Origin of the sequence: Pseudothermotoga lettingae TMO (genome assembly GCF_000017865.1) — a bacterium.
GTDB lineage: Bacteria > Thermotogota > Thermotogae > Thermotogales > DSM-5069 > Pseudothermotoga_B > Pseudothermotoga_B elfii.
The window spans coordinates 422,563-446,047 of record NC_009828.1; the positions used below are offsets into that span (position 1 = coordinate 422,563).

20 protein-coding genes are annotated in these 23,485 nt (G+C 39.0%); 14 read left to right on the forward strand and 6 right to left on the reverse strand.

Translation table 11 applies throughout. The annotated features are described in order from the left end of the window. Window positions 1-160 precede the first annotated feature (160 nt). The 6 genes from obgE to TLET_RS02050 are packed head-to-tail and all read left to right on the forward strand — an operon-like array spanning window position 161 to window position 6,662. The gene (obgE, locus tag TLET_RS02025; protein ID WP_012002443.1) at window positions 161-1,462 is read left to right on the forward strand and encodes a GTPase ObgE; all 1,302 of its coding nucleotides are present in this window, start codon (window positions 161-163) and stop codon (window positions 1,460-1,462) included. Next, complete coding sequence (gene nadD, locus TLET_RS02030; RefSeq protein ID WP_012002444.1) at window positions 1,446-2,039, forward strand: nicotinate (nicotinamide) nucleotide adenylyltransferase; 594 nt, start codon at window positions 1,446-1,448, stop codon at window positions 2,037-2,039. Before obgE ends, nadD begins: the two co-directional genes overlap by 17 nt. A gap of 28 nt (window positions 2,040-2,067) precedes the next feature. Further along, window positions 2,068-2,985 (forward strand): tRNA dihydrouridine synthase, encoded by a 918-nt coding sequence (locus tag TLET_RS02035; protein WP_012002445.1) that lies wholly within the window; start codon window positions 2,068-2,070, stop codon window positions 2,983-2,985. Window positions 2,986-3,000: 15 nt separating this feature from the next. Beyond that, a complete protein-coding gene (locus tag TLET_RS02040; protein ID WP_012002446.1) occupies window positions 3,001-4,371 on the forward strand; it encodes a Do family serine endopeptidase in 1,371 nt (456 codons plus the stop codon). Between the two features lie 31 nt (window positions 4,372-4,402). Further along, the gene (locus TLET_RS02045) at window positions 4,403-5,047 is read left to right on the forward strand and encodes a hypothetical protein (protein WP_012002447.1); all 645 of its coding nucleotides are present in this window, start codon (window positions 4,403-4,405) and stop codon (window positions 5,045-5,047) included. A gap of 13 nt (window positions 5,048-5,060) precedes the next feature. Beyond that, window positions 5,061-6,662, forward strand: a complete 1,602-nt coding sequence (locus TLET_RS02050) for a PEGA domain-containing protein (RefSeq protein ID WP_012002448.1) — start codon at window positions 5,061-5,063, stop codon at window positions 6,660-6,662. A gap of 21 nt (window positions 6,663-6,683) precedes the next feature. On the opposite strand, the gene TLET_RS02055 is transcribed toward TLET_RS02050, so the two are convergent. The 3 genes from TLET_RS02055 to TLET_RS02065 all read right to left on the reverse strand — a co-directional run bounded on the left by TLET_RS02055 (window position 6,684) and on the right by TLET_RS02065 (window position 9,991). Beyond that, window positions 6,684-7,325 carry a CBS domain-containing protein gene (locus TLET_RS02055; RefSeq protein WP_012002449.1) on the reverse strand — a complete coding sequence of 214 codons (642 nt, stop codon included), beginning with the start codon at window positions 7,323-7,325 and terminating at the stop codon, window positions 6,684-6,686. A gap of 44 nt (window positions 7,326-7,369) precedes the next feature. After that, window positions 7,370-8,377: a DUF2330 domain-containing protein gene (locus TLET_RS02060; RefSeq protein ID WP_012002450.1), complete on the reverse strand. Its 1,008-nt coding sequence runs from the start codon at window positions 8,375-8,377 to the stop codon at window positions 7,370-7,372. Window positions 8,378-8,611: 234 nt separating this feature from the next. Next, window positions 8,612-9,991: a CehA/McbA family metallohydrolase gene (locus tag TLET_RS02065; RefSeq protein ID WP_012002451.1), complete on the reverse strand. Its 1,380-nt coding sequence runs from the start codon at window positions 9,989-9,991 to the stop codon at window positions 8,612-8,614. 217 nt (window positions 9,992-10,208) lie between these two features. Between TLET_RS02065 and TLET_RS02070 the strand changes: the two genes are divergently transcribed. The 8 genes from TLET_RS02070 to TLET_RS02105 all read left to right on the forward strand — a co-directional run bounded on the left by TLET_RS02070 (window position 10,209) and on the right by TLET_RS02105 (window position 19,229). Beyond that, a complete protein-coding gene (locus tag TLET_RS02070) occupies window positions 10,209-11,447 on the forward strand; it encodes an ABC transporter substrate-binding protein (RefSeq protein WP_012002452.1) in 1,239 nt (412 codons plus the stop codon). A 44-nt stretch (window positions 11,448-11,491) separates the two neighbouring features. Continuing rightward, a complete protein-coding gene (locus TLET_RS02075; protein WP_012002453.1) occupies window positions 11,492-12,391 on the forward strand; it encodes a carbohydrate ABC transporter permease in 900 nt (299 codons plus the stop codon). Then, on the forward strand, window positions 12,388-13,215 hold the full coding sequence (locus TLET_RS02080) for a carbohydrate ABC transporter permease (RefSeq protein WP_012002454.1): 828 nt from the start codon (window positions 12,388-12,390) through the stop codon (window positions 13,213-13,215). The genes TLET_RS02075 and TLET_RS02080 overlap by 4 nt, the downstream gene beginning before the upstream one ends. A 10-nt stretch (window positions 13,216-13,225) precedes the next feature. After that, window positions 13,226-14,377, forward strand: a complete 1,152-nt coding sequence (locus TLET_RS02085; RefSeq protein WP_012002455.1) for an exo-beta-N-acetylmuramidase NamZ family protein — start codon at window positions 13,226-13,228, stop codon at window positions 14,375-14,377. Between the two features lie 90 nt (window positions 14,378-14,467). Further along, window positions 14,468-15,514: a DUF362 domain-containing protein gene (locus TLET_RS02090; protein WP_038051332.1), complete on the forward strand. Its 1,047-nt coding sequence runs from the start codon at window positions 14,468-14,470 to the stop codon at window positions 15,512-15,514. Window positions 15,515-15,524: 10 nt separating this feature from the next. Next, entirely contained in the window at window positions 15,525-16,841 is a 1,317-nt protein-coding gene (locus TLET_RS02095) for a transglutaminase-like domain-containing protein (protein ID WP_012002457.1), read from the forward strand. A 3-nt stretch (window positions 16,842-16,844) separates the two neighbouring features. Next, entirely contained in the window at window positions 16,845-17,876 is a 1,032-nt protein-coding gene (locus TLET_RS02100; protein WP_012002458.1) for an L-Ala-D/L-Glu epimerase, read from the forward strand. 9 nt (window positions 17,877-17,885) lie between these two features. Further along, a complete protein-coding gene (locus tag TLET_RS02105; protein WP_012002459.1) occupies window positions 17,886-19,229 on the forward strand; it encodes an amidase in 1,344 nt (447 codons plus the stop codon). On the opposite strand, the gene TLET_RS02110 is transcribed toward TLET_RS02105, so the two are convergent. From TLET_RS02110 to TLET_RS02120, 3 genes are read right to left on the reverse strand one after another with little or no spacing between them, the layout of a single operon-like run. Then, entirely contained in the window at window positions 19,223-19,855 is a 633-nt protein-coding gene (locus TLET_RS02110) for a HEAT repeat domain-containing protein (RefSeq protein ID WP_012002460.1), read from the reverse strand. The two genes, TLET_RS02105 and TLET_RS02110, sit on opposite strands and share 7 nt — an antisense overlap. Further along, window positions 19,846-22,410 carry an AAA family ATPase gene (locus TLET_RS02115; protein WP_012002461.1) on the reverse strand — a complete coding sequence of 855 codons (2,565 nt, stop codon included), beginning with the start codon at window positions 22,408-22,410 and terminating at the stop codon, window positions 19,846-19,848. Before TLET_RS02115 ends, TLET_RS02110 begins: the two co-directional genes overlap by 10 nt. Further along, entirely contained in the window at window positions 22,382-23,485 is a 1,104-nt protein-coding gene (locus TLET_RS02120) for a metallophosphoesterase family protein (protein WP_012002462.1), read from the reverse strand. Before TLET_RS02120 ends, TLET_RS02115 begins: the two co-directional genes overlap by 29 nt.

The following is a 23,485-nucleotide window of genomic DNA, read 5'->3' on the forward strand; positions in this document are numbered from 1 at the left end:
TTTGGGGAAAATAATTTCTTTGAGGGTAATGAATCGAATTATTTCTCCGATTTTCTTCTTTTTTCTTTTGTTAGCCTTATTTTCTGGTTTAAGATAGAATAATTTTCACCATTTTATGTTACTGTAGTAAAATTTAATGACACAGTGAGGAGGTTTTTCGGTGCAGAAAGAAGATTTTGTTGATAGGGTTACCATATTTGTGAAAGCCGGCGATGGTGGTAATGGAGCGGTTAGTTTCAGAAGAGAAAAATACGTTCCAAAAGGCGGGCCAGACGGTGGAGATGGTGGGGACGGTGGATTTGTTATCTTGCGTGCAAACCCCGGCCTGTCGACACTGCTGAATTTCAAATACCAAAGAAGGTTCATCGCTCAAAACGGTCAACATGGAAAAGGCAAGAAACAATCTGGAAAAAGTGGAGAAGATCTTGTCATAGACGTCCCCGTGGGCACAATTGTAAAAGATGCAAACACCGGTGAAGTGCTGGCAGATCTTGATAGATCATGGATGATGGTCTGTGTCGCACGTGGTGGAAAAGGCGGGCGTGGAAATATACACTTTGCCACGAGCGTGTTTAGGGCACCACGTATAGCTGAAAAAGGTGATAAAGGAGAAGAAAGATGGCTTGAACTTGAATTGAAATTGCTCGCAGATGCTGGGTTGATCGGTTTTCCTAACGTTGGAAAATCGTCTTTGATTTCTGCAATGAGCAACGCAAGACCAAAAATCGCAGATTATCCATTCACCACTTTGGTACCAAATCTTGGTGTCGTGAAAATAGACGAGAACAGTGAATTTGTTTTAGCAGACATACCTGGATTGATAGAAAGGGCAAGTGAAGGTGCTGGGCTTGGAAATCTTTTCCTGAGACACATTGAAAGGTGCAGTGTACTCGTTCATGTGATAGATATTTCTGGTTCTGAAGGCAGGGATTTTATAAAGGACTACGACGTGATCGTCCAGGAGCTTTGCAAATACAACGAACAGCTTTCAAGAAAACCTCAAATAATCGTTGCAAACAAAATAGATTTGCTCGAAAAAGACGAACTCGAAAAACGATTAGAAACCCTTGAAAAACACGCCAACCAAAAGATCTATCCAGTTTCTGCGCTTTTGAGAATAAATATAGATATTCTGAAGCAAAAAATCTTTGAGATAGTTGGAAAGAGTAGGTTGCTGTTGCAAAAACAACCAGTTCCAGTCTTTGAAAAACCCAAACCCATTCGAACTAAGATCGAAGAGAGATTTGACTTTGAGATCAAAAAAACCCAAGATGGATTTGAGATATGTGGTGAACAGATAGATAAATGGCTGAGCAGGTATTCTCTGGAGCAAAAAGATGCACTTGAAAGGTTTCTTGATACTTTAGAAAGAAACGGGCTCAGTGAAAAACTCAAGCAAATGGGGGCTCATGATGGAGACACAGTATGGATTGGACAGTACAGTTTTGAATACAAAGAATAAAATAGGTATCTTTGGTGGTTCTTTCAATCCACCGCACATAGGACATTTGATAATATCTCAATATGCCATTGAAATGCTGCAACTCGATTTACTGTACATCGTTCCGACATACATTCCTCCGCACAAATCGAATGACCTTGCGCCTTTCGAACTCAGATTCAAATGGTGTAAAATAACCTTTAGCGGTCCACACATATCGATCAGCGATTATGAAAAAAATCGCCAAGGTATTTCTTATTCCCTGTATACTGTTTTGTACTTCAGTCAGCTTCATCGTACAAAACCTTATTTCATAACCGGTGAGGATTCTCTGTCATATATTCAAAACTGGCACAAATACAGAGACCTTTTGGAAAACTGTCATTTTGTGGTCTATCCAAGGTATTGCAACAAACCATACGAAGAACACACCAGGAGTGTACTTAAAGAGCTATATGATAGCATCATCTTTTTACAGGCTCCTCTGATCCAGATATCGGCAAGCGATATAAGAAAAAGAATCAAAGAAAGAAAATCGATCAAGGGTATGGTTCATCCTCAAATAGAAAAGCAGGTGATAGAGTATTACTCACTTTGAATATCCAGGTTTTGCCGGACTTGCTCCCATGGCAGGTATCACAAACAGAGCCTTTAGAAAGATCTGCACCTTTTGGGGTGCACAATTTTCATTTACGGAGATGATAAGTGCAGAGAGCGTTGTTAGAAATTTCAAAACAGTCCAGAGAATGCTTCCAAAAGACGAGCCAAATGTTGCAGTTCAACTCTTTGGAAACGATCCAAAAACATTGGCACAAGCTGCAAAGATCGTTGAACCTTATGCGGCATGGATTGACATAAACGCCGCGTGTCCTGTGAAGAAGGTGATAAAGAAAAATTCTGGTGGAGCTTTGCTCAATGATCTTGAAAGACTTGAAAAGATCATAGGATCTGTCAAATCATCTGTTCAAAAACCCGTGACTGTGAAGATAAGAATCGGCTTTGAGAAAAATATTCTGGATCAGATCGTACACAGCTGCATAAAAGCAGGCGCCGATGGGATAGAGGTTCATGGAAGAACCGTTGTCCAAAAGTACAGTGGCAAGGCTTTTTGGGATTTAAAACTCTCACAGTATGGCATTTCCACTGCTGTGAGTGGAGATATTTTCGAAGCCGAAGATTTTCATAAAGCACTTGAAATGTCTGGTGCAAATTCAGCCCTTATAGCCCGCGGAGCTTTGAGAAAGCCATGGATCTTTGCACAGATCACTCAGAAAAGAACTCCAAAAATCACAGAAATCAAAGAGACATTCACAAAACATCTGAAGATGCAAATCGAGGATGAAGGAGAAAGGTCCATTTATAAAATGCGACAGTTTGTAGCAGGCTACACACATGGCATGAGGGGTGCAAGGGAATTCAGAGAAAAATTTATGAAACTGAACAAACCAGAAGATATGGAAAAAGCCATAGAGGAATTTTTTAATAGTTTTCTAATGAACGAATGTAACAATAAAATAGTCGAATGGATTGAAGAACAGTCTTGATAGGAGGTGTTGCACATGAAAAAGCTCTTCTTGGTTGTGTTGATGTTAGTTGCCAGCATGGTCAGCTTTGGCTATGTGAATCCAGATTACCAGAGCCCTGTAGTGGCTGTCGTTGAGCAGTGTGCACCTGCTGTAGTGAAGGTAGAAGCAGTCAAGTACACCACATCGCCTTACTTCGATCCATTCATGGAAGAGTTTTTCAAACGTTGGTTTGGTTACAATCCATTTGGTGGCACTCAGGAAAGTACAAGTCTTGGATCTGGTTTCATCTTTGACAAAGAAGGCTTGATACTCACAAATGAGCATGTTGTGGATGGCTCAAAGGATATAACGATTACACTGCTCGACGGCACAACTTACAAAGCAGAGTACGTAGGTGGTGATGAAGAGCTTGACATCGCTGTTCTGAAAATCAAACCCGATAGAGACCTGCCGGTTTTGGAATTTGGAGACTCGGACAGTTTGAAAATAGGTGAGTGGACAATAGCAATAGGAAATCCGCTTGGTTTTCAGCACACTGTTACTATAGGTGTTGTGAGTGCAACAGGGCGGCGCATTCCAAAACCAGATGGCTCGGGCTATTACACAAATTTAATACAGACAGATGCGGCCATTAATCCGGGCAACAGCGGCGGACCACTTTTGAACATCCATGGCCAAGTGATAGGAATAAACACCGCGATTATCAACCCGACAGAAGCAGTTAACCTTGGCTTTGCCATACCTATCAACACAGTTAAGAGATTTATAAGCCAGCTTGTCGAAACCGGCAAAACTCAAAAAGCATACCTTGGTGTGAGAGTCATGACCGTTACAGAAAACCTTGCAAAGGCGATGGGCTTGAAGGTCAATCAAGGTGTGCTGGTTGTCCAAGTGCTTGAAAATTCTCCCGCCGAAAGGTCTGGTTTGAAAGAAAACGACGTGATTGTGAAATTCGACAACGTTTCTGTTTCAACAGATGCAGAACTCGTTTCTTTGATCCACAGCCACATACCGGGTGATACTGTGAAACTGTTAGTAAACAGATCTGGAAAAGAAATCAACCTGACAGTTACCCTTGGCTCCTCAGCCGAAGAAGGAGTTGAAACAGCGCAAGCCGCTCAGGAATTTCTGGGTATAGTTGTAGATGAAATCACAGACTCAGACAGGGAAAGTTATTCACTTCCAGCTTCACTCGATGGTGTGATAGTAAGACAGGTGAAAAATTCAGCACAAATTCAAAAAGGAGATGTGATATACCAGATTGCAGTGAATGGAAAAAACAACACCATCAAATCTGTTAATGACTGGAATAACATCGTATCAAAGATTAAGCAGGGAGATTTTGTAGCAATCTTTGTCTATCGAAAAGGCGCAAAGATGATCTACAGCTTTACATACCGCTGATGTTTTTTAAAAAACTCGAGGGGGTGGTTGAATGAAAGGCGTGAAATTTTGGTTATTTGCAATAGCAACAGTCGCAGTTTTAGCCATGGTAGGATGTGGCCCTATGATTCCCATAAAATCAAGCTTTGCTCACAACGTAGTAGAAGTAACTGCAAATGTTGTTGACGATGACTTAGAAGATCTTGCCTCTTGGTGCGATGGAAAAAATATTCTAATGCTCTGGTATGATTTTGACAGTCAGCCAGCTGGGTTTGGTGATCGAGATGATGTTTTTTCCGGGTCTCCTGTCGCTGATAAGAATGTCTATATAGACAATCAATATGCCGGTAATTATGATATTGAAACTATTGAAACTATTGAAAACTCCATAAATAACCTTAAAGTCAGCTTGAGTGGCACTTTGATTTTATATTTAAAAGCCAATGATTTACTTGGAACCAGCTGGGATTTGATAATTGGTGAAGATAATGAAACAAAGGCAATCACAAATTATGTTCTTGTAGAATTTGAAGTTGATTCTACTGGAGTTTATAAAGTTACCAAAGTTCAGGTAAATGGGGAGTGGGAGAACTTAAGAAGCGTTCCAAAGAATATTACAGATATTACAAACAAAGGTTTTGCGTTCTTTAGAATTGATGATGATAAGGTTGTAGATGCGCGGGTTATATATCCATGAAGGGGGGATATGAATGAGGAAGACGTTACTGGTGGTTTTAGCCCTTATAGTTGCAGCAATGAGTTTTGCAGATATGCAGCTTAAGAATATAATCATTGTTCCTAAGCCAAGCGAGCTTGAAGTAAAGGTCTGGCTCAACAAGCCTGAAGGTTCTGTCTATCAAGTGAATGAGTCTTTGAACATTTTTTTCAAAGCAAACAAGAGCTGTTATATTTTGATCTACGATATCAGAACTGATGGGAAGATAACGCTTTTGTTCCCAAACAAATATGATTCAAACAACTATATTGCACCGAATGTGACCTATAAACTTCCCATATCAAACCTGTATTCGTTCAAGATAACTCCGCCGGAAGGCAAAGAGTACATTCAGATAATAGCTTCTACAACCTTTCTGCCGATCATTCAACAGCTCAAAAATCTTGGTACAACTCAATCTTTCCCGCTTTTGTCTGAAGATGCGGAAAACTATGTGCAAAAACAGATCATGCCATATCTTACAGGTGAATGGGCGAGCGATATCACCTACTTTTATGTTGGAAAAGCTGCAAGAACGGGTATAGCGCAGCTTGAATCTAACCCGTCCGGTGCCTATGTGTACGTAGACGGAAAATACATTGGAAGAACTCCTGCACGAGTTGAGCTCGATGAAGGCCAGCATTTTGCTACTTTCTACTATGAGAACGATGCTGTTACTGAAACATTCTTTGTTACAGCAAACAGGACTGTTGTTGTAACAGGTAACTTTGTTAGAAAAACGATGCTCAATATAACAACCACACCGCCGCGCGCCCAAATTTTCTTAGATGGAAATTACGTTGGTTTGAGCCCATTGGAGATAGAGATTCAGCCAGGTCAGCATACGGTGCTTGCCACGAAAGATGGTTACAAACCTTTCCAGCAAAGTTTTTCTGTTTCAACAGGAGAAACGAAAAATATAAACCTGACACTTTCACCAATTTCCGCCCAACTGAATGTTTTCACAACACCTTCCGGTGCATCGATATATGTAGATGGAAAATATGTTGGAATAACCAGGCCAAGTGGCTTGAATGTCGATGTTGAGCCGGGTACTCATACCATCACGGCGAGGCTTTCAAATTATGAAGATGCAACACTGACAATTAATGTTCAACCTGATGAAGTCAGGACGGTGAATATAACACTGAGTCCCGTTGTTAGGACTGGAACATTGAATATTTTTACAACCCCAGTAAATGCTTCAATTTATGTAGATGGAAAATATGTGGGAGTAGCAAGCTCGAATGGCTTGACGATTGATGTTGAAGCTGGAACCCATAGAATTGTTGCAAGTTATCCTGATTATGAAGATGCATCTATAAATGTACGTGTGAATGCAAACGAAGTAAGGACCGTCAATCTTACTCTTGAACCTGTTGTCAAGGTAGGGACTGTTAATATAAACACCACACCAAGCAATGCCATGGTTTACATCAATGGTTATTTGAAGGGTGTCACGCCACTGAAAATAGAGCTTGATTACGGTACCTACCAGCTTGTCTTGCTTAAAGGTGGATATTATGTAGAAGTGATGGACCTGAAAGTCAACAAGCAAAATGTAACTGTCAGCACGACATTAAGAATTATCCAGTAGAATGAGAGGGGACTTCCCCTCTCATTCTCTTACATCTATTATTGAAGCAAACGGCATGCCTTCAAGAAATTTTCGCTCAAATTCCTGCTTGTACAGATCCCTGACTTTGACAACCACGTTATACTCATCTCTGGATTTTTCATAAGTTGTAACTGCTATTAGGTTTCCACCACACTGGTACATTAAATAAAGTATTTTTGACAAAATGCCTGGTACATTTTGAACTCGGAAAACATATCTTATACCATTTTCCCGGGCTCCAAGCATATTTATGAAAACTTTGAATATGTCAGTTTCTGTGACTATTCCGACCATTCTTTCGTTCTCAAGCACAATGAGTGAACCAATCTTTTTATCTGTCATGATTCGTGCAGCTTCTTCTATAGGTGTGTTTGGGTGAACATGGATAACATCTTTTTTCATTATCTGCTTGATTTTGAGTTTACCGAGCAAACTCGTTAATTCCCACACATCAAGTGTTGTTGCCTGCGATGGAGAGGCTGACAGTAAATCTTTTTCAGTAATTATTCCAACAACTTTATCATTTTTCACAACAGGAAGTCTTCTCACGCCACGTTTTCTTATCAATTCCATAGCTTCGGAAAAACTCGCATCTGGAGAAATTGTCACAACATCTGTCGTCATCACGTCTCTGACAAACACTATTTCACCCCCGGCACGAAAATTATACCCCATACGAAGACATGCTATTCTTCCTTTTTCCATCGGGAGAAAATATCTTTTTCGATGTCTTCTTCGTCTTTAAAAATATTGTTAAATGGGTCATAATCAGGTGCAAGCTCAACTGCATATGGCAGAGTTTTCGAAAGATCAATAAATAAATCATTATTAAATTTGTAATTATCGGGATAACTTATTCTTATGAGCTGAATGATTGTTCTCTTGTCTTTAAAGAAATTTTCTGCGTTTGGATAAATTTTGTTTATATCGTAGATAGCTATATTTGCCGACGTAGTTGCCCTTGTTGATGCTGGATATTCTGGAAAACCTTCATATTCTTCGAATGGTGTTTGAGATGGAAAACAAACAGTCCATGGGGTGATAAGTATCAGATCTACTTCGCCCTGATTTTTGAATGTATTTGTAGTCTTGAGAGGATAGTAAATTTTTCTATTTTTAAACCTGTACATGATAGGTTCTATTAAATGAATATTTTCTGAAACTTTAACTAAATCAAAGACAAAATAAGTTATATTTCTTTCTACGTAATCTTCGATTATTTTCTCAATCTCAGGATACTCTTTTTTGTAAGACATGCCATTCTTTTGGAAAAAATCATTTACCCACTCTCGAAATTGAAACCGGTCATTAATTTTAATAATCGTTATGTCATGGGCTCCGAGTCTTTCATGAAAACGCATCTCAACTCCTTGAGATGATAAACCACCCTTGCTCATCTCAAGGAGTTGCAATTTGTACTTTTTAATCAATTCCGAAGCAGTTTCAAATACCTTTGGAAAAGCCAGGTCTACCTGTGGTTGAGATGGAAAGGGAATAAAACGCACGATAATTGTTTCTTTATCTGCCACGAGATCTGTGCTTAATATGAGGATTTCTTCATCGCCATTGTGAAAAATAATGGCTTTTTGGGAATTTTCATTGATTACTGCATCTGTTGCATGGATTGCTCCCATATCTGCATAAATTTTCAGAGCAATGGTTGAAAACAACAAAATGAGAAATTTTTTCAGCATAAATATCCCCCCTTGTGTCATGCTCTTGCTTTGAGATTTCTAATATCTATTGCTGAAATTATAGCACTGAAAAACAATTGCTGCAAAAATAAAGGGGCTTGCCGCCCCCAAAATAAACTTTATTTTCATCTTATACAGTGGCGAATTGTTCAGATGCATCAACATCAGCGAGAATCACCATTCACCGCGTGGAAAGGCGTAATCGCTCTTTGAGTTTGGCCAAAACTTTACAATTCATCGTGTGGTTTGATACGAATTTGAAAGATAAATAGGGTTACTGATTGCATAAACTGGGTAAGGTCCGTAAGCTTCGACGACAATCCATGAACCGTTATCGGGATTAATCTCCTTGGATAAAATACATTCTCTCTGACCATTTACATCGATTTCTTGGACAATCTCTCCGCCCTGGATAACTGTTATTTTTTCCAGGGGAGTATTGGAAAAAACTTTGATGTCAAGGTTTAGCGATTCTTTATTCAAAGCGCTTACCATCTCTCCTGGCCCTTTACCATCTATCTCTATGAGTAGCAACGGACCATTTGTCATGAAACTATTTCCCCTCGCAAGTGCCTTTAAAACGGCAAAAGGCGTAAGTTTTGTCGCTTTGACGTAAGTGCGTGGTGTACCTGGATAAAGTCCGTATTTAACCCAGTTTCTCATAGCACTTTCATTTTCCATGACGTAATTTTTCATTGTGGGCTCGGAAAATTCTTTTTCAATTGCCGAGAGAACCTTATCCACCGGTAAAAAAGCAAGCATAGAGTAATTGCTGTATACATCGTGGCAGTCACTGTTAGCTGTCGCGTGAATCTGCGTGCCAGTATTGAGGATTTTGAACCAGTACATTTTTGCTTCGTAGTTCCCCATCCCATTGAGATTTGGTGCTGAGCCACCATTCCAGATTTCTATAACGTCATATCCTTTTATATCCCAATCGACGAAATAATCTTTCATGTCGAATGGATGATTTATCTGAGCAATAGCTGATTGTTTGGATATATCTGCAAATATTCTTCCTATGTCCTGTTTTTCATTGACTTTCCAGTTAACGATCTCGCTTATTCCAAGTGCGTTGAAGTGACCAAGAGGGGTTGTTACTTCTTCGCCGAGTATGGGTAACAATCCATATTTTGAGGCAGCTGTCCATTCTATTCCACCTTTGATAGTGTTGTGGTCTGTCAAAATGGCCCAGGACAAACCGCAAGCCACACATGCTTTCGCAACTGTTTCGACATCCTGTTTTCCATCGCTGTAAATGGTGTGAAGGTGTGCATCTCCTGAGAACCAGCCCATGCTTTCAAGATTGTAAAGTCTTTTGAGATTGATATGGATTTCTTCTGTATCATGTGAAAGTTCAATTGAAATTCTCTTGATTTCGTATTCGGGACCTTTGCAAACCTCGATAGTGTATTTTCCAGCAGGCAATTCTTGCTGAAACCTTCCAAACCAGTTTGTGTAATCTGTCAGAAGTATGCCATTTTCAGGATTCAAAAATCTGACCTGTGCAACAATGGGATGATTTTCACCGTCAGTCACTATCCCGGCAATTTTGACAGCGAAAACTGTGAAAAAGCACGTTAACAAAATTAATAAACTCAACACTCTGTTCATGCAATACCTCCCTCCTTTCATTCTTGATGTTATTATTGAGTTTTTAAAAATTTTTCAGTGAATGTGAAAACCGATAAAAGTTTCAAGTGGTATATCTGGCAATGGATATTTGTATGCTCATTTTAAAAGTTCTTTTCTGAAGTGCATTAAGAAAATATGTCAAAAAATTGAGATATATTGTATAATCATTTAGACACCTTTAAAGGGAGGGGTTCGCATGAAAAGTAAGTTGTTTATGATTTTCCTGTTGATAGTAGCTGTTTTGGCTACGGCAGGAGAAGTAACTATCTGGAGCTGGAGAAGTCAGGATGCAGAGGTCTGGAAACAAGTCGAAGCAGAACTCAGAAAAGCCGGATATGATATCAAGATCAACTTCACAGCGTATGCCCCAACTGAGTACGATGCCAAAATTGCTCTGGCACTTCAGACTGGAACTGGTCCGGATATTGTTTATTCCAGGAGACTTCCAGGTGGTAGAACTCAGACTATGATTGAGAACAAACTTTATTTGCCACTCAATGATTACGTAGATTTTTCCAATTTCTCGTCTACGATTTTGAAATCTGTTACACACGAAGGGAAAATCTATGGTGTCCCATTTGCGGTTCAGGTTGTAGGAATTTTCTATAACAAAGAATATTATGAAAAATACGGGTTGAAAGAACCTGAAACATGGGACGAACTGGTTGAAAACGCCAAGGTTCTGAAAAAGAACGGTATAACTCCATTTTTCATTCCCGGAAAAGAAGCCTGGGCTTTGACCATGCAACACGCCATGTGCGGTGTGAGTGTGTTGGGACCAGAATGGATTAAAAAGCTCACGGATGGAGAAACAAATTTTCTTGATCCTAAATTCACCGATTTGAACAAAAAACTGAACGATCTGAAAGTGTATTATCAGGATGGATTTCTTGCAAATTCCACAACAGATCAGGATGCTGCGTTTGCTTTTGGACAGGCGGCAATGGTATTTTATGGCATCTGGGGTTATCAAAACTGGAAAAATTTAAATCCTGACATTCAAGTTGGATATTTCATGGTCCCACCAGCCACAAAAGATCAAAAGCCATATGCCTATGTTTATATGGATGGTGCCATCACGCTTACTTCAAATGTCAAAAACAAAAAGGATGCCATAGAAGTTCTCAAATTCTGTGCCACGCCACAATTTGGTACAATTTTTGCTAACATTACGAAGAACATACCCGGTGTATCTGGTGCTACACTGCCAAAGGAGCCTTTATTTGAAGAAATAATGGATGTCTATGTCAACCACGCATCTCCATACGTTTACTGGGTAGGATCTGTTTTTGTGACGCAAAAACCATCTCTGTACGATGATGTTTTGAGTCCGGGAATGCAGGAACTTTACGCCGGTAAGATCACACCGGAGGAACTTTCAAAAAGAGCTCAGGACGCAATATCTCAATGGTATCCACCTTTGATGAAAAAGTAGTTTATGCCCCAGCAAAAGCTGGGGCTTTCTGAGAGGTGCTGAAAATGAAGGTAAAACTCAGATATATATTGATATTCGTTATACCCGCCATGTTGTTGTATACCATGTTTGTTACTTATCCGCTGTTTGACAGTTTAAGGCTCAGTTTTTATAGCTGGCGAGGTGTAGGCGAGAAAACCTTTGTAGGTCTTAAAAATTTCAAAGAACTTTTTACCGGAGGATTTTCGAAAGAGGTTTTCAACGCTCTTTCTCACAATATTTACTTTTTTATACTTGTTTCTGCTCTTGAGCTTGGTTTGGGATTTCTTATAGCGTTGTTAATAGCAAGCAAAATAAAAGGGGCGAAGTTTTACAGGACAGTTGTTTATATACCAAATATGATTCCTCTTGTAATGGTTGGTTTTATGTGGAATTTGTTTTTGCACCCCCAAATAGGGCTTGTGAATCAATTTCTTAAGGCGATAGGTCTTGGTGCATTTGCAAGACCCTGGCTTGGTGATCCAAACCTTGCTCTAACTACAATTATACTTGTTAATGTGTGGAGAAATCTGGGATTTTATGTACTGGTTATTCTTGCGTCAATTTTAAATATTTCCCCAGAATTGATAGAAGCAGCGTATATAGATGGTGCAAGCAACTGGAGGGTCACCTGGAAAATAATTTTTCCGCTCACTGTACCAACATTTAGGACACTATTAATACTTCTTTTTATAGGCAGTTTCAATGTTTTTGATATGATCTATGCCCTTGAAGGGGTACAGGCAGGGCCATTCAGGTCGACGGATGTCCTCGGCACAGTTTTCTACAGAACTGCTTTTGGCGGACTTGGAAGTGCATACACAGATATGGGACTTGGGGCAGCTGTAACGGTGTTTATTTTTATGATTGTCATGCCCATGTCTATACTTTATGTGTATCTGGTTGAAAGAAGGGAGAAGAGATGATAAAGTTTTCAAAACTCAACCGGTTGATTGTTTATATAGTTCTTTCGATTTACGCCTTTATCATTGCTGGACCTTTTTTTGTTATGGTTATGAATTCATTCAAATCGATGAGAGATATCTTCTTAAGGCCGTTTTCTCTCCCTTCGAAATTCATGTACGAAAATTATTTGCAGGCATGGAGACAGGCTGGTATAGGAAAAGGCTACATCAATAGCACGATTATTGCGGTTTCTTCTGTTGTTGCTGTAGTGTTTCTTGCATCTATGTTTGCTTATATGATATCGAAATATGATTTCAAGGGGAGAAGGTTTCTTTTTGTGTATTCAATGTTAGGTCTTGCTCTCCCTGCAAGGCTCGCGGTGATACCAATATTTCTTTTGCTTAGAAGTATTAATCTTACTAACTCCCTGCTTGGGTTGATAATTGTTTATTCATCAGTGAATATACCATTTTCTGCCTTCATACTGAAAAACTTTATGGATTCTGTTCCCAATGAGCTTTGTGAAGCTGCAAGGATAGATGGAGCCTCGGTTGGCAATATATATTACAAGATAATACTTCCACTCATCAAACCTGCTCTTTCGATTGTGGCTATTGTTACTTTTGTGAACGTATGGAACGATTTTTTCTTTCCGCTGATCCTTATAAATGATAAATCGAAGGCTACCATTACACTCGCAGTATCAATATTTTTTGGGGAATATTCAACTCAGTGGCACCTTTTGTTTAGTGGCCTGACTCTATCTATAGCACCAACTGTGATTTTGTTTTTAATATTCTCAAGATATTTCATTGCAGGAATGACTCAGGGGGCAATAAAGTGAGGTGGAAAAAATGGAACTTGGAATAGATGTTTTTGTCAAAAAATATCTTTCTAAATTCAGAGGTTTGCAAATAGGTCTTGTTACCAATGCTACAGGTGTGAATAGCGATCTGAGAAGGAATATAGATCTTTTTCTTGAAAATGGATTAAAGGTTGTCAAATTGTTTGGCCCAGAACATGGAGTTTTTGGCACAGCCCCGGACGGGGAAAAATTATCGGATTTTATCGATCCGAAATATGGAATACCTGTTTATTCTCTGTATGGAGAAAAACTTCGGCCTACTGAGGATATGCTAAAAGGCATAGATGTTCTGGTGTATGATATTCAGGACGTCGGTTTGAGGTTTTATACCTATATCTACACAATGATTTATTGCATGGAAGAATGTGCCAAATACGGCGTGAGATTCGTTGTACTCGACAGACCGGATCCGCTTTCTTGCAAAATAGAAGGGCCTGTTGTTAAGAAGGAGTTTGAAAGTTTTGTTGGTGGATACGGACTTGCTCTGAGATATGGAATGACTCCAGGAGAGCTTGCAAAATATGTCAATGCCGCGTTCAGGATAGGGGCAGATCTGTGTGTTATAGAAATGGAGGATTATGAACCATCGCTTTTTTATGATGAAGCTGGCTTGCTCTGGAACACGCCATCTCCAAACTTGCCATCGTTAGAGCACACTATTTTGTACGAAGGATTTTGCCTTTTGGAAGGAGTCAATGTATCTGTCGGTAGAGGAACTGTTCATCCGTTCAAGTATATTGGTGCCCCCTGGATAGATTCCGAGCGTTTTTACAGGGAAATCAAAAAACTCTCGCCTGCTGGAGTCGTTTTCAGAGAAAGGGTATTTTTGCCAGCAGCTTTCAAGTTACAGAATAAGCCATGCTATGGGCTTGAATTTTTCGTGACAGACAGAAGAGAGATCAAGCCTCTCCATCTTGCTGTAGACGTCATATCCACGCTCCGGCGGATTCATCCTTATGATTTTAGATGGGATAGTTATTTTCACGGAGACAATGAAAGATATCATTTTGATCTTTTAATTGGGGACGATTTTTACAGAAAAGCCATTGAAGATGGGGCGCTTTCTAAGGATTTTGAACAGATATGGGAATCTGAATCAGAACAATTTGAAAATATAATTGGCAAATTCAGGATATATTGATCCCCTGTTTTTGTTTGCTAAGGTAACAAATTGTTGCTATAATGATTGAAACAGGGGGTGTTTGTTTTGGCTATTGTTTACTTTACAGACATGTCCACGAATGGGAATGTCAATTTACTGAAAAAAGTGGAGTTATTGCTTGAGAAAATAGGGCTTGAAAAAATTATAATCAGGGATAAATTTGTCGCTGTTAAACTCCATTTTGGTGAATATGGAAACCTTGCTTTCATTCGTCCTCAGTATATCAAAGTTATAGTGGATCAGGTGAAGAAATTTGGTGGGAAGCCTTTTTTGACTGACTCGAATACGCTTTACAGAGGGCATCGTTCCAATGCAGTTGATCATTTGCTGAACGCCTACCTTAATGGTTTTTCCTACGAAGTTGTTGGGGCGCCGATTGTGATTGCCGATGGCTTGAGGGGCTCAGATGAAATGAGGATTAGGATAGATAAGACTTACGTTAAAGAAGCCAAAATTGGTTCAGCTATTGCACTTGCCGATGTCTTAATTGCTGTAACTCATTTTAAAGGACATGAACAGACAGGATTTGGTGGTGTGTTGAAAAATGTTGGTATGGGAAGTGCCTCGAGGGCGGGAAAACTTGAGCAACATTCTGAATCAAAACCAGTAGTTGCTTCCGAAAAATGTGTGGCATGCAGAATGTGTGAAAGAAATTGTCCTGTTAATGCAATAACTGTTTCGAAATTTGCTGCTATAAATTATGATGTATGCATCGGTTGCGGGCAGTGTATAGCGATGTGCAATTACGGAGCCATGGTTCCAAAATGGGATAGTTCTTCTGAAATTCTGAGCAAAAAAATGGCTGAATATACTTATGCTGTTTTGAAAGATAAAAAATCAGTTTTCATCTCTTTTATCATGGATATTTCTCCGGATTGTGATTGCTGGCATACGAACAGGCCCCCGATTGCACCGGATATTGGTATAGCAGCGAGCACAGATCCTGTTGCTCTCGATCAGGCCTGCATAGATCTCGTCGTTCAATCTACCGGAGGAGATCCCTTTTTAAAGGTTCATCCAAAAGTTACTTGGAAAACTCAGCTGGAATATGCAGAAAATCTGGGCCTTGGTTCGCGACAATACGAATTAGTTAAAGTTGCATGCAATCTTAAATAGAGGTGATAATATGCATTTTATGATGTGCTCATTACCACAGGATATTCAGAGAGAAGAAGGTCTGGGAAATTTCAGAAAAGCTCTGAAACTGATTGAAAGATGGTTAAAAGATGAAAGAATATCGTCAATTCAAAAAGAGAGGCTTTTGTATGAAAAGGAGAGAATAAATAGACTGCTTGAAACATATCCATTCAGCGAAAAACAGGCAATAGTCAAAGCAAAAGAGATAATACAGGATTTTTCTACTGAAGAATTCCACAGTTTACTTGAAGAGGGATATATAGATTATATTGTTGTAGAAGGTGAGAAGAAATTTGAGAAAAGATTTATACCAAATATAGGTTTTGCCCTGAATGAGTACAGAGAGAGAATCAAAAAAGATCCTGATTCCGAAAAAGCGAGATCATCGTTGAATGATAGATTAGTAGAATTGACCAGCGGAGCAAAACCAAAAAAATACAGAGTACATGCGAGAATTGAAGCAAAAATCGAGGATGGCGCCGGTTTTTTCAGAGTATGGCTTCCTTTTCCAAAAGAAGAGTTTCAGATCAGTGATGTTAAATTTTTGAGAGCGAGTCAAAAAGATTGCTTCATTTCTCCAAATTCATCTGAACAGAGGATCGTGTACTTTGAAGGGAAAGAAAAAGAATATTTTGTAGAATTTGAATATACCGTGAGAGAATGGGTTCACAATTCAGGCTACAACATTGATTCAAATTTAGATCAGTACCTTTGCGAAGAACCGCCACATATCGTTTTTACACCTTACATTAGAAAATTGACAGATACAGTTACGGGTGAGGAGAAAGATCCATATTTGCGAGCGAGAAAAATATATGATTGGATTACAAAACATGTAAGATACTCTTATGTTAGGCCTTATGCAACTTATGAGAACATAGCTCAGTACGTCGCCGAAAATCTCAAAGGTGATTGCGGTTTTCAGGCGATTTTGTTCATAACGATGTGCCGCATAGCCGGTATAGCCGCAAGGTGGCAATCTGGATGGTATGCAAATCCTTATTTTGCTTCTCCACATGATTGGGCGTTGTTTTACGTGCAGCCTTATGGCTGGCTTCCCGCAGATCTTTCTTTTGGTGGTGCGAGACGGGATAATGAGCAATTCCGTCAGTTTTATTTTGGGAATCTGGATGGTTTTAGAATGGTTGCTAATTCAGGTTTTGCCAGAGATTTCGTTCCAAAAACGAATTTCTACAGAGATGATCCCACAGACAATCAGGTTGGAGAAGCGGAGGCAGAAGATAGGAAAGTCAGGCTTAAAAGTAAGATACAGATAGTAAAATTTGAGGAAATTCAGGAGGGGTAAAAAATGAGCAAAATAATTGATGTGAAATTTAATTTGAAGTATTTTCAATATGAAAAACCATTTCATATAACCGGGAGTGTCTCTTCGGAGACAAAAAATGTTGAAGTTGAAATTGTCACAGACAGTGGGATCAAAGGAATTGGTGAGGCATCACCTTCATTCAGGGTGAACGGGGAAAAAGTTGAGATGCTCATGTCTCTTGAGAATATTGTCAAGGATATGTTTGTTGGTTTAGACGTGAAAGAATATCGCAAAATTTTTGAACTTACATCCAAATTTTTCGCAACTCCGAGTTTAAAAGCCGCTGTTGAATATGCTGTACTCGACGCCTTTGCTGAAAGCGCAGGCGTAGAAGTTTACCAGCTTCTCGGAGGGGCATTAAAGAAAATAGAAACAGACAGGACGGTGGGTATCGATACAGTTGAAAATCGAGTTAGAGAAGCAAAAAGTATATTTGATGATGGTTTCAAGGTTATAAAGATTAAAGTTGGAGAAAATCTTAAGGAAGATATTGATGCGATGCTTGAAATACATGAAGTTACAAGAGGGGCAAAGTATATTGTGGATGCGAATATGGGGTATTCACCGAAGCAAGCTGTAGAATTCGCTCAGCAACTTTACAGTGCGGGTATCGATGTTGCGGTGTACGAACAACCTGTGACAGCAACAGATATTGATGGATTAAGATTTGTGAGATTTAATAACCCATTTCCAGTTGCGGCAGATGAGTCTGCAAGAACGAGATTTGATGTAATCAGATTGATAAAAGAGGAAGCGGTGGATTATGTGAATATTAAGCTTATGAAATCTGGCATAAGTGATGCTCTTTCAATTGTTGAGCTTGCGAGAAGTGCCAATCTGAGATTGATGATAGGATGCATGTCTGAATCAAGCGTTGGCATAAATCAAAGTGTACATTTTGCGCTTGGGACGGGTGTGTTTGATTTTCATGATCTTGATAGTCATCTAATGATGAAGGAGCATGAATTCAGAGGTAAATTTGTTCAAAATGGCCCAGAGATAAAAGCAAGGTAGGCGGGATCTATGTTTATATATGAAATTCAGAAACTTATCAGAAAGAAAGAAATCAAACCTTCAGAAGTACTCGAGGAGTGCATAAAAAATATAGAAGCGAACGCAAAATTGGGGGCTTTCATTACTCTTACTCTGGACTCGGCGGTGAAGCAAGCAAAAAAACAAGATGAAATGCTCCAAACAGCAGATCCGGAAAAGTTACCTCCGTTGTTTGGCATTCCTATCGCCCTGAAAGATCTTATTTTTACCAAAGGAATACGAACAACTGGGGGAAGTTTGTTCTGGAAAGATTTCATACCGCATGAAGATGCATTTATAGTGAAAAAACTCAGGAAAGCGGGGGCTATTTTTATTGGAAAAACTAATATGCATGAGATCGCACTTGGCGTTACTAATAATAATCCACATTTTGGACCGTGTTTGAATCCGCACGATTCTTCAAGAATCTCTGGAGGTTCATCTGGCGGCTCAGCTGTTGCTGTCGCTTCAGGAATGTGTCTTGCAGCCATTGGGACAGATACAGGAGGTTCTATCAGGATTCCCTCTGCGCTTTGCGGGGTAGTTGGCTTCAAGCCAACTTATGGAAGAGTTAGTCTAAGGGGGATAATGCCTCTTGCATGGCATCTGGATCATGCTGGACCAATAACAAAATGTGTTGAAGATGCTCGAATAGTTTTGAAAGTGATAGAAGGCTATGATTCAAAAGATCCATTTTCGATCAGAATGAGAAATTCAAAAATAGATGGTAAAAAAACTACAAAGATAAAAGTAGCTAAAGGAGTTGGGGATTTTGTTGGCAAAGCTGATGAAAGAATCTTGAAACTTGTTGATGAGTTTTCAAAAGAACTCGAGAAGCTTGACATGAAAATTGAAATGGAAAATACTGACTGGTTAAAGGATGTAGCAGCTGCAAATGGTTTAATGACACAGGTTGAAGCAGCTGCATTTCACAGGAATCGACTCGAGGAAAAACCAGAGTGGTTTTCAGAAGATGTGAGAGAAAGGTTGATTCAGGGTAAATCAGCCAGCGGTGTAGAATATGCACTTGCAAGGCATACTCAGAGTATAGCAAAGCATCGTTTCAATGAATTTTTTAAGGCTTATGACCTGCTTTTGCTGCCAACAGTCCCTGTGATTGCTCCTCCGCTTCATGGTGAAGGGGCTGTTGAGTTGTCGAGAAAATTAACAAGATTCACAGCTTCATTTGACATAACAGGTCTTCCGGCGATAACCATACCATACGGCAAAATCGAAGGGCTACCGGTAGGAGTTCAGCTTGTTGCTGCAAGTGGCAGGGACGCTTTTTTATTGAAAATTTCGCGCATAATTGAACAAGTTCTGGCAAATCAATAAACAAATTGCCTCACTTTTTCTACGAGCTCTGGTTCGTTTAATTTCGTAAATTTGTCCCATAATGCAGGATTTTTCATCGTTATCATGGAGATTGCCTTTATGATATCCTGCCTGATCTCTGTTGAAAATGATTTGTTTTTGTAAGCATCAACAAGGCAATTGAGTGATTTTTCTGATGGAATATGTGCTAAAGCCATGATTGCCTGTTCTGCCAACTGGTCTTTGTATTCATCCTCAAGTACAAAGTAACATAGTATATCTATCACCGTATCTCCATCTCCAAGTTTTGCAAGGGCTTCATAAATTACAAGCTGTGCACTTTCATTATCGTACCTGCTCAACAGCTGATACAGGTCCTGTTTTATGCACTTTTCTTCCATGTCAGCCAGTACATCGATCAAATAAAGCAAAACAATATCATTTTGCTGCGCTCTGTGAACTCTGTCTTTGAATATTTTCAAAAGGATGGGCTTTGCATTATCACCAAATCTCTGTATTGTTTCAAAAGCTATTTCTCTAACTTCGTCGTTTTCATCAGTGAGAAGCTCGACAAGTTTTGGAATAGCATCAACACCTTTTTCTGTTACAATACGTTCTATGAGTGATTTGTAATTGTCTAAATCCATTTCACCACACCACCTTTTTCGACAACAAGTTTTTTATCAAAAAATTCAGCAAACTGTGGGTCGTGCGTGACAAATCCAATTACCCTGTTTAATTTTTCCATTTGTTTTAGTGTTTGTGCTACTTTCGCTTTATTATCTTCGTCAAGGGCTGAAAAGCCTTCATCTATAAAAAAGGCTTCCATTTGACCTGCGGCGATTTCGGCGATTGACATCGCCAGAGATAGTGATACTAAGGTTTTTTCCCCGCCGGAGAGGCCGTCTGCATTTCTTTTTGTACCGTCATCAATCACGACAAACCCATTTTCATCTATAGATAATCTGAACCTGCCATCTGTCAGGATATCGAGAATATCATTAACCTTGATGAGGATATTTTCAAGTACAATTTTTGCTATATAAGACTGAAATTCTCTCGCCGAAAAGGTGCTTTTAACTGATTGAGCGATTTGATATTCTTTATGAATCTGGTTGAAGATCCGTTCCAGATTTTCTTTTTCCCGTCGAATTTCTTCCAGTTCTTTTATCAAATGTTCCATCACTGCTTTCTGCCGAATAAAATTATCACGCTGTTTTTTCAGCAATTCTACAGTGTTATTTAATTCGGCAAAAAGGCTTTCGCACTGTTGTGCGGATATCTTCGTTAGGTTTCTTAACTGGGTAAGTTTTTCTTTGTTGTAAACTATTTCCGATTCTATTTTTTGAAGCACCTGGACAGCGCTGTGAGTCGGGAGTTGTTTTTTAAAATATGACTCAAATTGTTCTAAGGTAAAGTTGATCTCACCGAGTTTCTCGAAAAACTTTTCCTTATTCGATCGCAGTTCTTTCGCTGTTTTTTCCTGCTGTTCTGAATTTTTCTTCAATCTTTCCTTCAATTCACTAATTCGCTTGTTTATTTGATCTGATCGTTCTTTCAGCTGGGAAATTTCCGACTGAACTGTGATCTTGTTGTTCATGGCGTTCTGTATCTGTTTGGAAAGATTATGGATCTTGCTTTTAAGATCGTCACTGTAGCCAATTTGCAAAAGCTTTTTTGAAACAGTTGAAATTTCTTCTTCGTGAAGAGAAAGATCATCTTGAGTTTCTAAGAGTTTTCTCGTAAGGTTTTCTTTTTCTTCAAGGAGATTTTTTAACTCAAACTGGATTTGATCTATTTCCTTGGATAGCATTTCTATTGCTTTCTTAAGATATTCGTATTTTTCGATCTTTTCCTCTACTGTGGTTGAAAATTCGCTTTTTTTATAAGAATTTCCACACACAGGACAAATATCTCCATCTTGCAAAGTTTGAGCTATTTCCTGAGCCATATGGATAATAGCCTTTTGTTTAATCTGATTGAATTCAGACTCTTGTTCGAAAAATTGTTTTTGCTTTTGAAACAGTAAACGCTGCTTTTCTTCAATCAAGTCCTGTGTTTTGTTCAAAGAATTCTGCAGATCATCTATGTCTTTGCTGATTCTTAATTTAACTGCTTTTAATTCATTCAATTTTTTCAGCAATTCGTTGCTCTCTATATCTATTTTCTGTAGTTTTTCCAGTTCAGATGTAGATTGGGAAATTCTTTTGTCTATATCTTGCTGTTTTGTGAAAAGTTGCTCAAGTTGAGTGTTGACCTTTTTGAACTCATACTCAAGGCTATTGATTTGTTTTTCAAGTACTTTGGCATCATCTTTGAGAGATTCCATTTGCTTTTTTGATGTTAGAAAGATCTGGTATTCTGCTCCCAAGGATTTTGCAAGGGAAATCTTTTTTTCTTCCTCTGCTTCTTCAAGCACCCGGTGCTTTTTTTTCTCTAAATTTTCAAGTGTTTTCTCGATTTGATTAATTTCATTCCACAGATCTTTTTCTTTCTCGATTTGTTTCAATTCTTTTTGCTTTATGTCAATTTTTCCCGACAGATTTTGAATAGCATTTGTCAGTTCCGATATTTGCTTGTGTGGATTCTGGCTCGAAAGTTTTTCTAATCTGCCCCTAAAATCTGCTAATCGAGCCTGATATTTTTCATGCTCAGATTCCAGTTTTCTGACTATTTCACTTATCTTTTCTTGCATTGCTTTGATTGTTTTCTTTGGGGAAATCACGTCAAAGACAATATCATTTATCTCAGATCTCCTTGCAGTTAAAAGGTGAGCTGCCCTGCCCTGAGGCAGGAAAAATGTCGTTATAAAACTGTCGTAAGAGATGTCCATGATTTTTCTCAATTCTTTATCTACCAGAGTCCTGTGCGTGGTAACAACTGCGTTGTTTTCAGACAGAGATGCCTCGGAACCGCCGGAAGCTTTGATGCGCCTTATGACTTCGTACTTTTTTCCATTTCTCAGAAACGAGAACTTGATCTGACAGCTTGAGGATCTCGAACGAATATACTCTGACGGACTTTTTTTCCCGTATCTGACTCCTGTTCCATATAGTGCAAAAACAATTGCTTCAAGTAAAGAAGATTTTCCAGCGCCGTTTTGCCCAATTATAAGAAAGACGCCATCTTTGAAAGATAAATTGCATTTTTTAATACCGAGAAAATTCTCTATTTCAATTGTCAGTGGCCTCAGTTTGCTCAACCTCCCTGAACAACTTTTCAACCAATTTGACCATTGGTTGTTCCAGATTTCCGTATTTTCCTTTTATATATGCTTGGTACAGTTGGATTATGTCAAATTTTTGTTGGTTTAAATTTTGATATCCACCTTTTTCGTGCTCGTTTCTAAACTCTACTTTTTTAACGCACTCGAAATTTTCCATCAGATACTTTCTTACCTCGTTCGACGGCGGTGCATTGAAAATGACTCTCACATAACCTTCAAAAGATTTCAGTTCATTACTGAGGGATTCAAGAGATTGTTCTGAATAGTCTGTTTTTCTAAAGGTTTTAAGTTGTTTTCTTGGTGTATCAACGATTCTAATTTTTGTCCTTTCTCCCGAGAAATCGACAATGATAGCTCCTTTTCTATCTTTTTCCTCACCAAAATCCATAGCTATCGGGGAACCTGCATAACACATTAAAGGTGATTGCTCCACAATACTCAACGCATGTATGTGGCCAAGGGCTACATAATCCAGCCCGGTTGGTATCATGGATGCTTTAATCTGTACTTCCATTGAATTTTCTCTTTCAGATTCTATCAGACCTTCTATCATGATGTGAGCTGCTAAAAGGTTTATTTTTTCCCGGTCGATATTGTTTCTGATATCTGTGAAGACACTGCTAAGATAATCGCCAGCAAAGTCATTCGATTCATCAAGTGTCTTTTGAAAATCCAGATATGGCAGGAAAAAGAGTTTGAACTCGCCAGATGATATTTCCGTCCGTGAATCTATAATATGCAGATTTTTGACGGGCAGGTTTTTCAAAGCTTTGATTCCCCTCCAGTCGTGATTACCAAGGACAAGAAAAGTTGGAGCAAGACTTGAAAATTCTGCCAGGATATTTGTGAGAACATTGAGAGCTTCTATTTTTGGTGAAATTTTGTTGTGTACCACATCGCCAGTTATAATTATCAGATCAACTGATTCTTTCTTCGCGGCAGTAACAAGAAACCTCAACGCATTCTCGGTTTCGGCGAGTCTATCAACAGTCTTGGAGCCCGTCCACGATTCTAAGCCAAGGTGCCAGTCGGAAGTATGAAGTATTTTCAA

What these genes read in the sequence shown, in the direction of transcription:
- TLET_RS02035 (WP_012002445.1), top strand. Translation starts at nt 2,068, where the DNA reads ATGGCAGGTATCACAAACAGAGCCTTTAGAAAGATCTGCACCTTTTGG.
- TLET_RS02040 (WP_012002446.1), top strand. Translation starts at nt 3,001, where the DNA reads ATGAAAAAGCTCTTCTTGGTTGTGTTGATGTTAGTTGCCAGCATGGTC.
- TLET_RS02045 (WP_012002447.1), top strand. Translation starts at nt 4,403, where the DNA reads ATGAAAGGCGTGAAATTTTGGTTATTTGCAATAGCAACAGTCGCAGTT.
- TLET_RS02050 (WP_012002448.1), top strand. Translation starts at nt 5,061, where the DNA reads ATGAGGAAGACGTTACTGGTGGTTTTAGCCCTTATAGTTGCAGCAATG.
- TLET_RS02060 (WP_012002450.1), bottom strand. Translation starts at nt 8,377, where the DNA reads ATGCTGAAAAAATTTCTCATTTTGTTGTTTTCAACCATTGCTCTGAAA.
- TLET_RS02065 (WP_012002451.1), bottom strand. Translation starts at nt 9,991, where the DNA reads ATGAACAGAGTGTTGAGTTTATTAATTTTGTTAACGTGCTTTTTCACA.
- TLET_RS02070 (WP_012002452.1), top strand. Translation starts at nt 10,209, where the DNA reads ATGAAAAGTAAGTTGTTTATGATTTTCCTGTTGATAGTAGCTGTTTTG.
- TLET_RS02075 (WP_012002453.1), top strand. Translation starts at nt 11,492, where the DNA reads ATGAAGGTAAAACTCAGATATATATTGATATTCGTTATACCCGCCATG.
- TLET_RS02080 (WP_012002454.1), top strand. Translation starts at nt 12,388, where the DNA reads ATGATAAAGTTTTCAAAACTCAACCGGTTGATTGTTTATATAGTTCTT.
- TLET_RS02085 (WP_012002455.1), top strand. Translation starts at nt 13,226, where the DNA reads ATGGAACTTGGAATAGATGTTTTTGTCAAAAAATATCTTTCTAAATTC.
- TLET_RS02090 (WP_038051332.1), top strand. Translation starts at nt 14,468, where the DNA reads ATGTCCACGAATGGGAATGTCAATTTACTGAAAAAAGTGGAGTTATTG.
- TLET_RS02095 (WP_012002457.1), top strand. Translation starts at nt 15,525, where the DNA reads ATGCATTTTATGATGTGCTCATTACCACAGGATATTCAGAGAGAAGAA.
- TLET_RS02100 (WP_012002458.1), top strand. Translation starts at nt 16,845, where the DNA reads ATGAGCAAAATAATTGATGTGAAATTTAATTTGAAGTATTTTCAATAT.
- TLET_RS02105 (WP_012002459.1), top strand. Translation starts at nt 17,886, where the DNA reads ATGTTTATATATGAAATTCAGAAACTTATCAGAAAGAAAGAAATCAAA.
- TLET_RS02110 (WP_012002460.1), bottom strand. Translation starts at nt 19,855, where the DNA reads ATGGATTTAGACAATTACAAATCACTCATAGAACGTATTGTAACAGAA.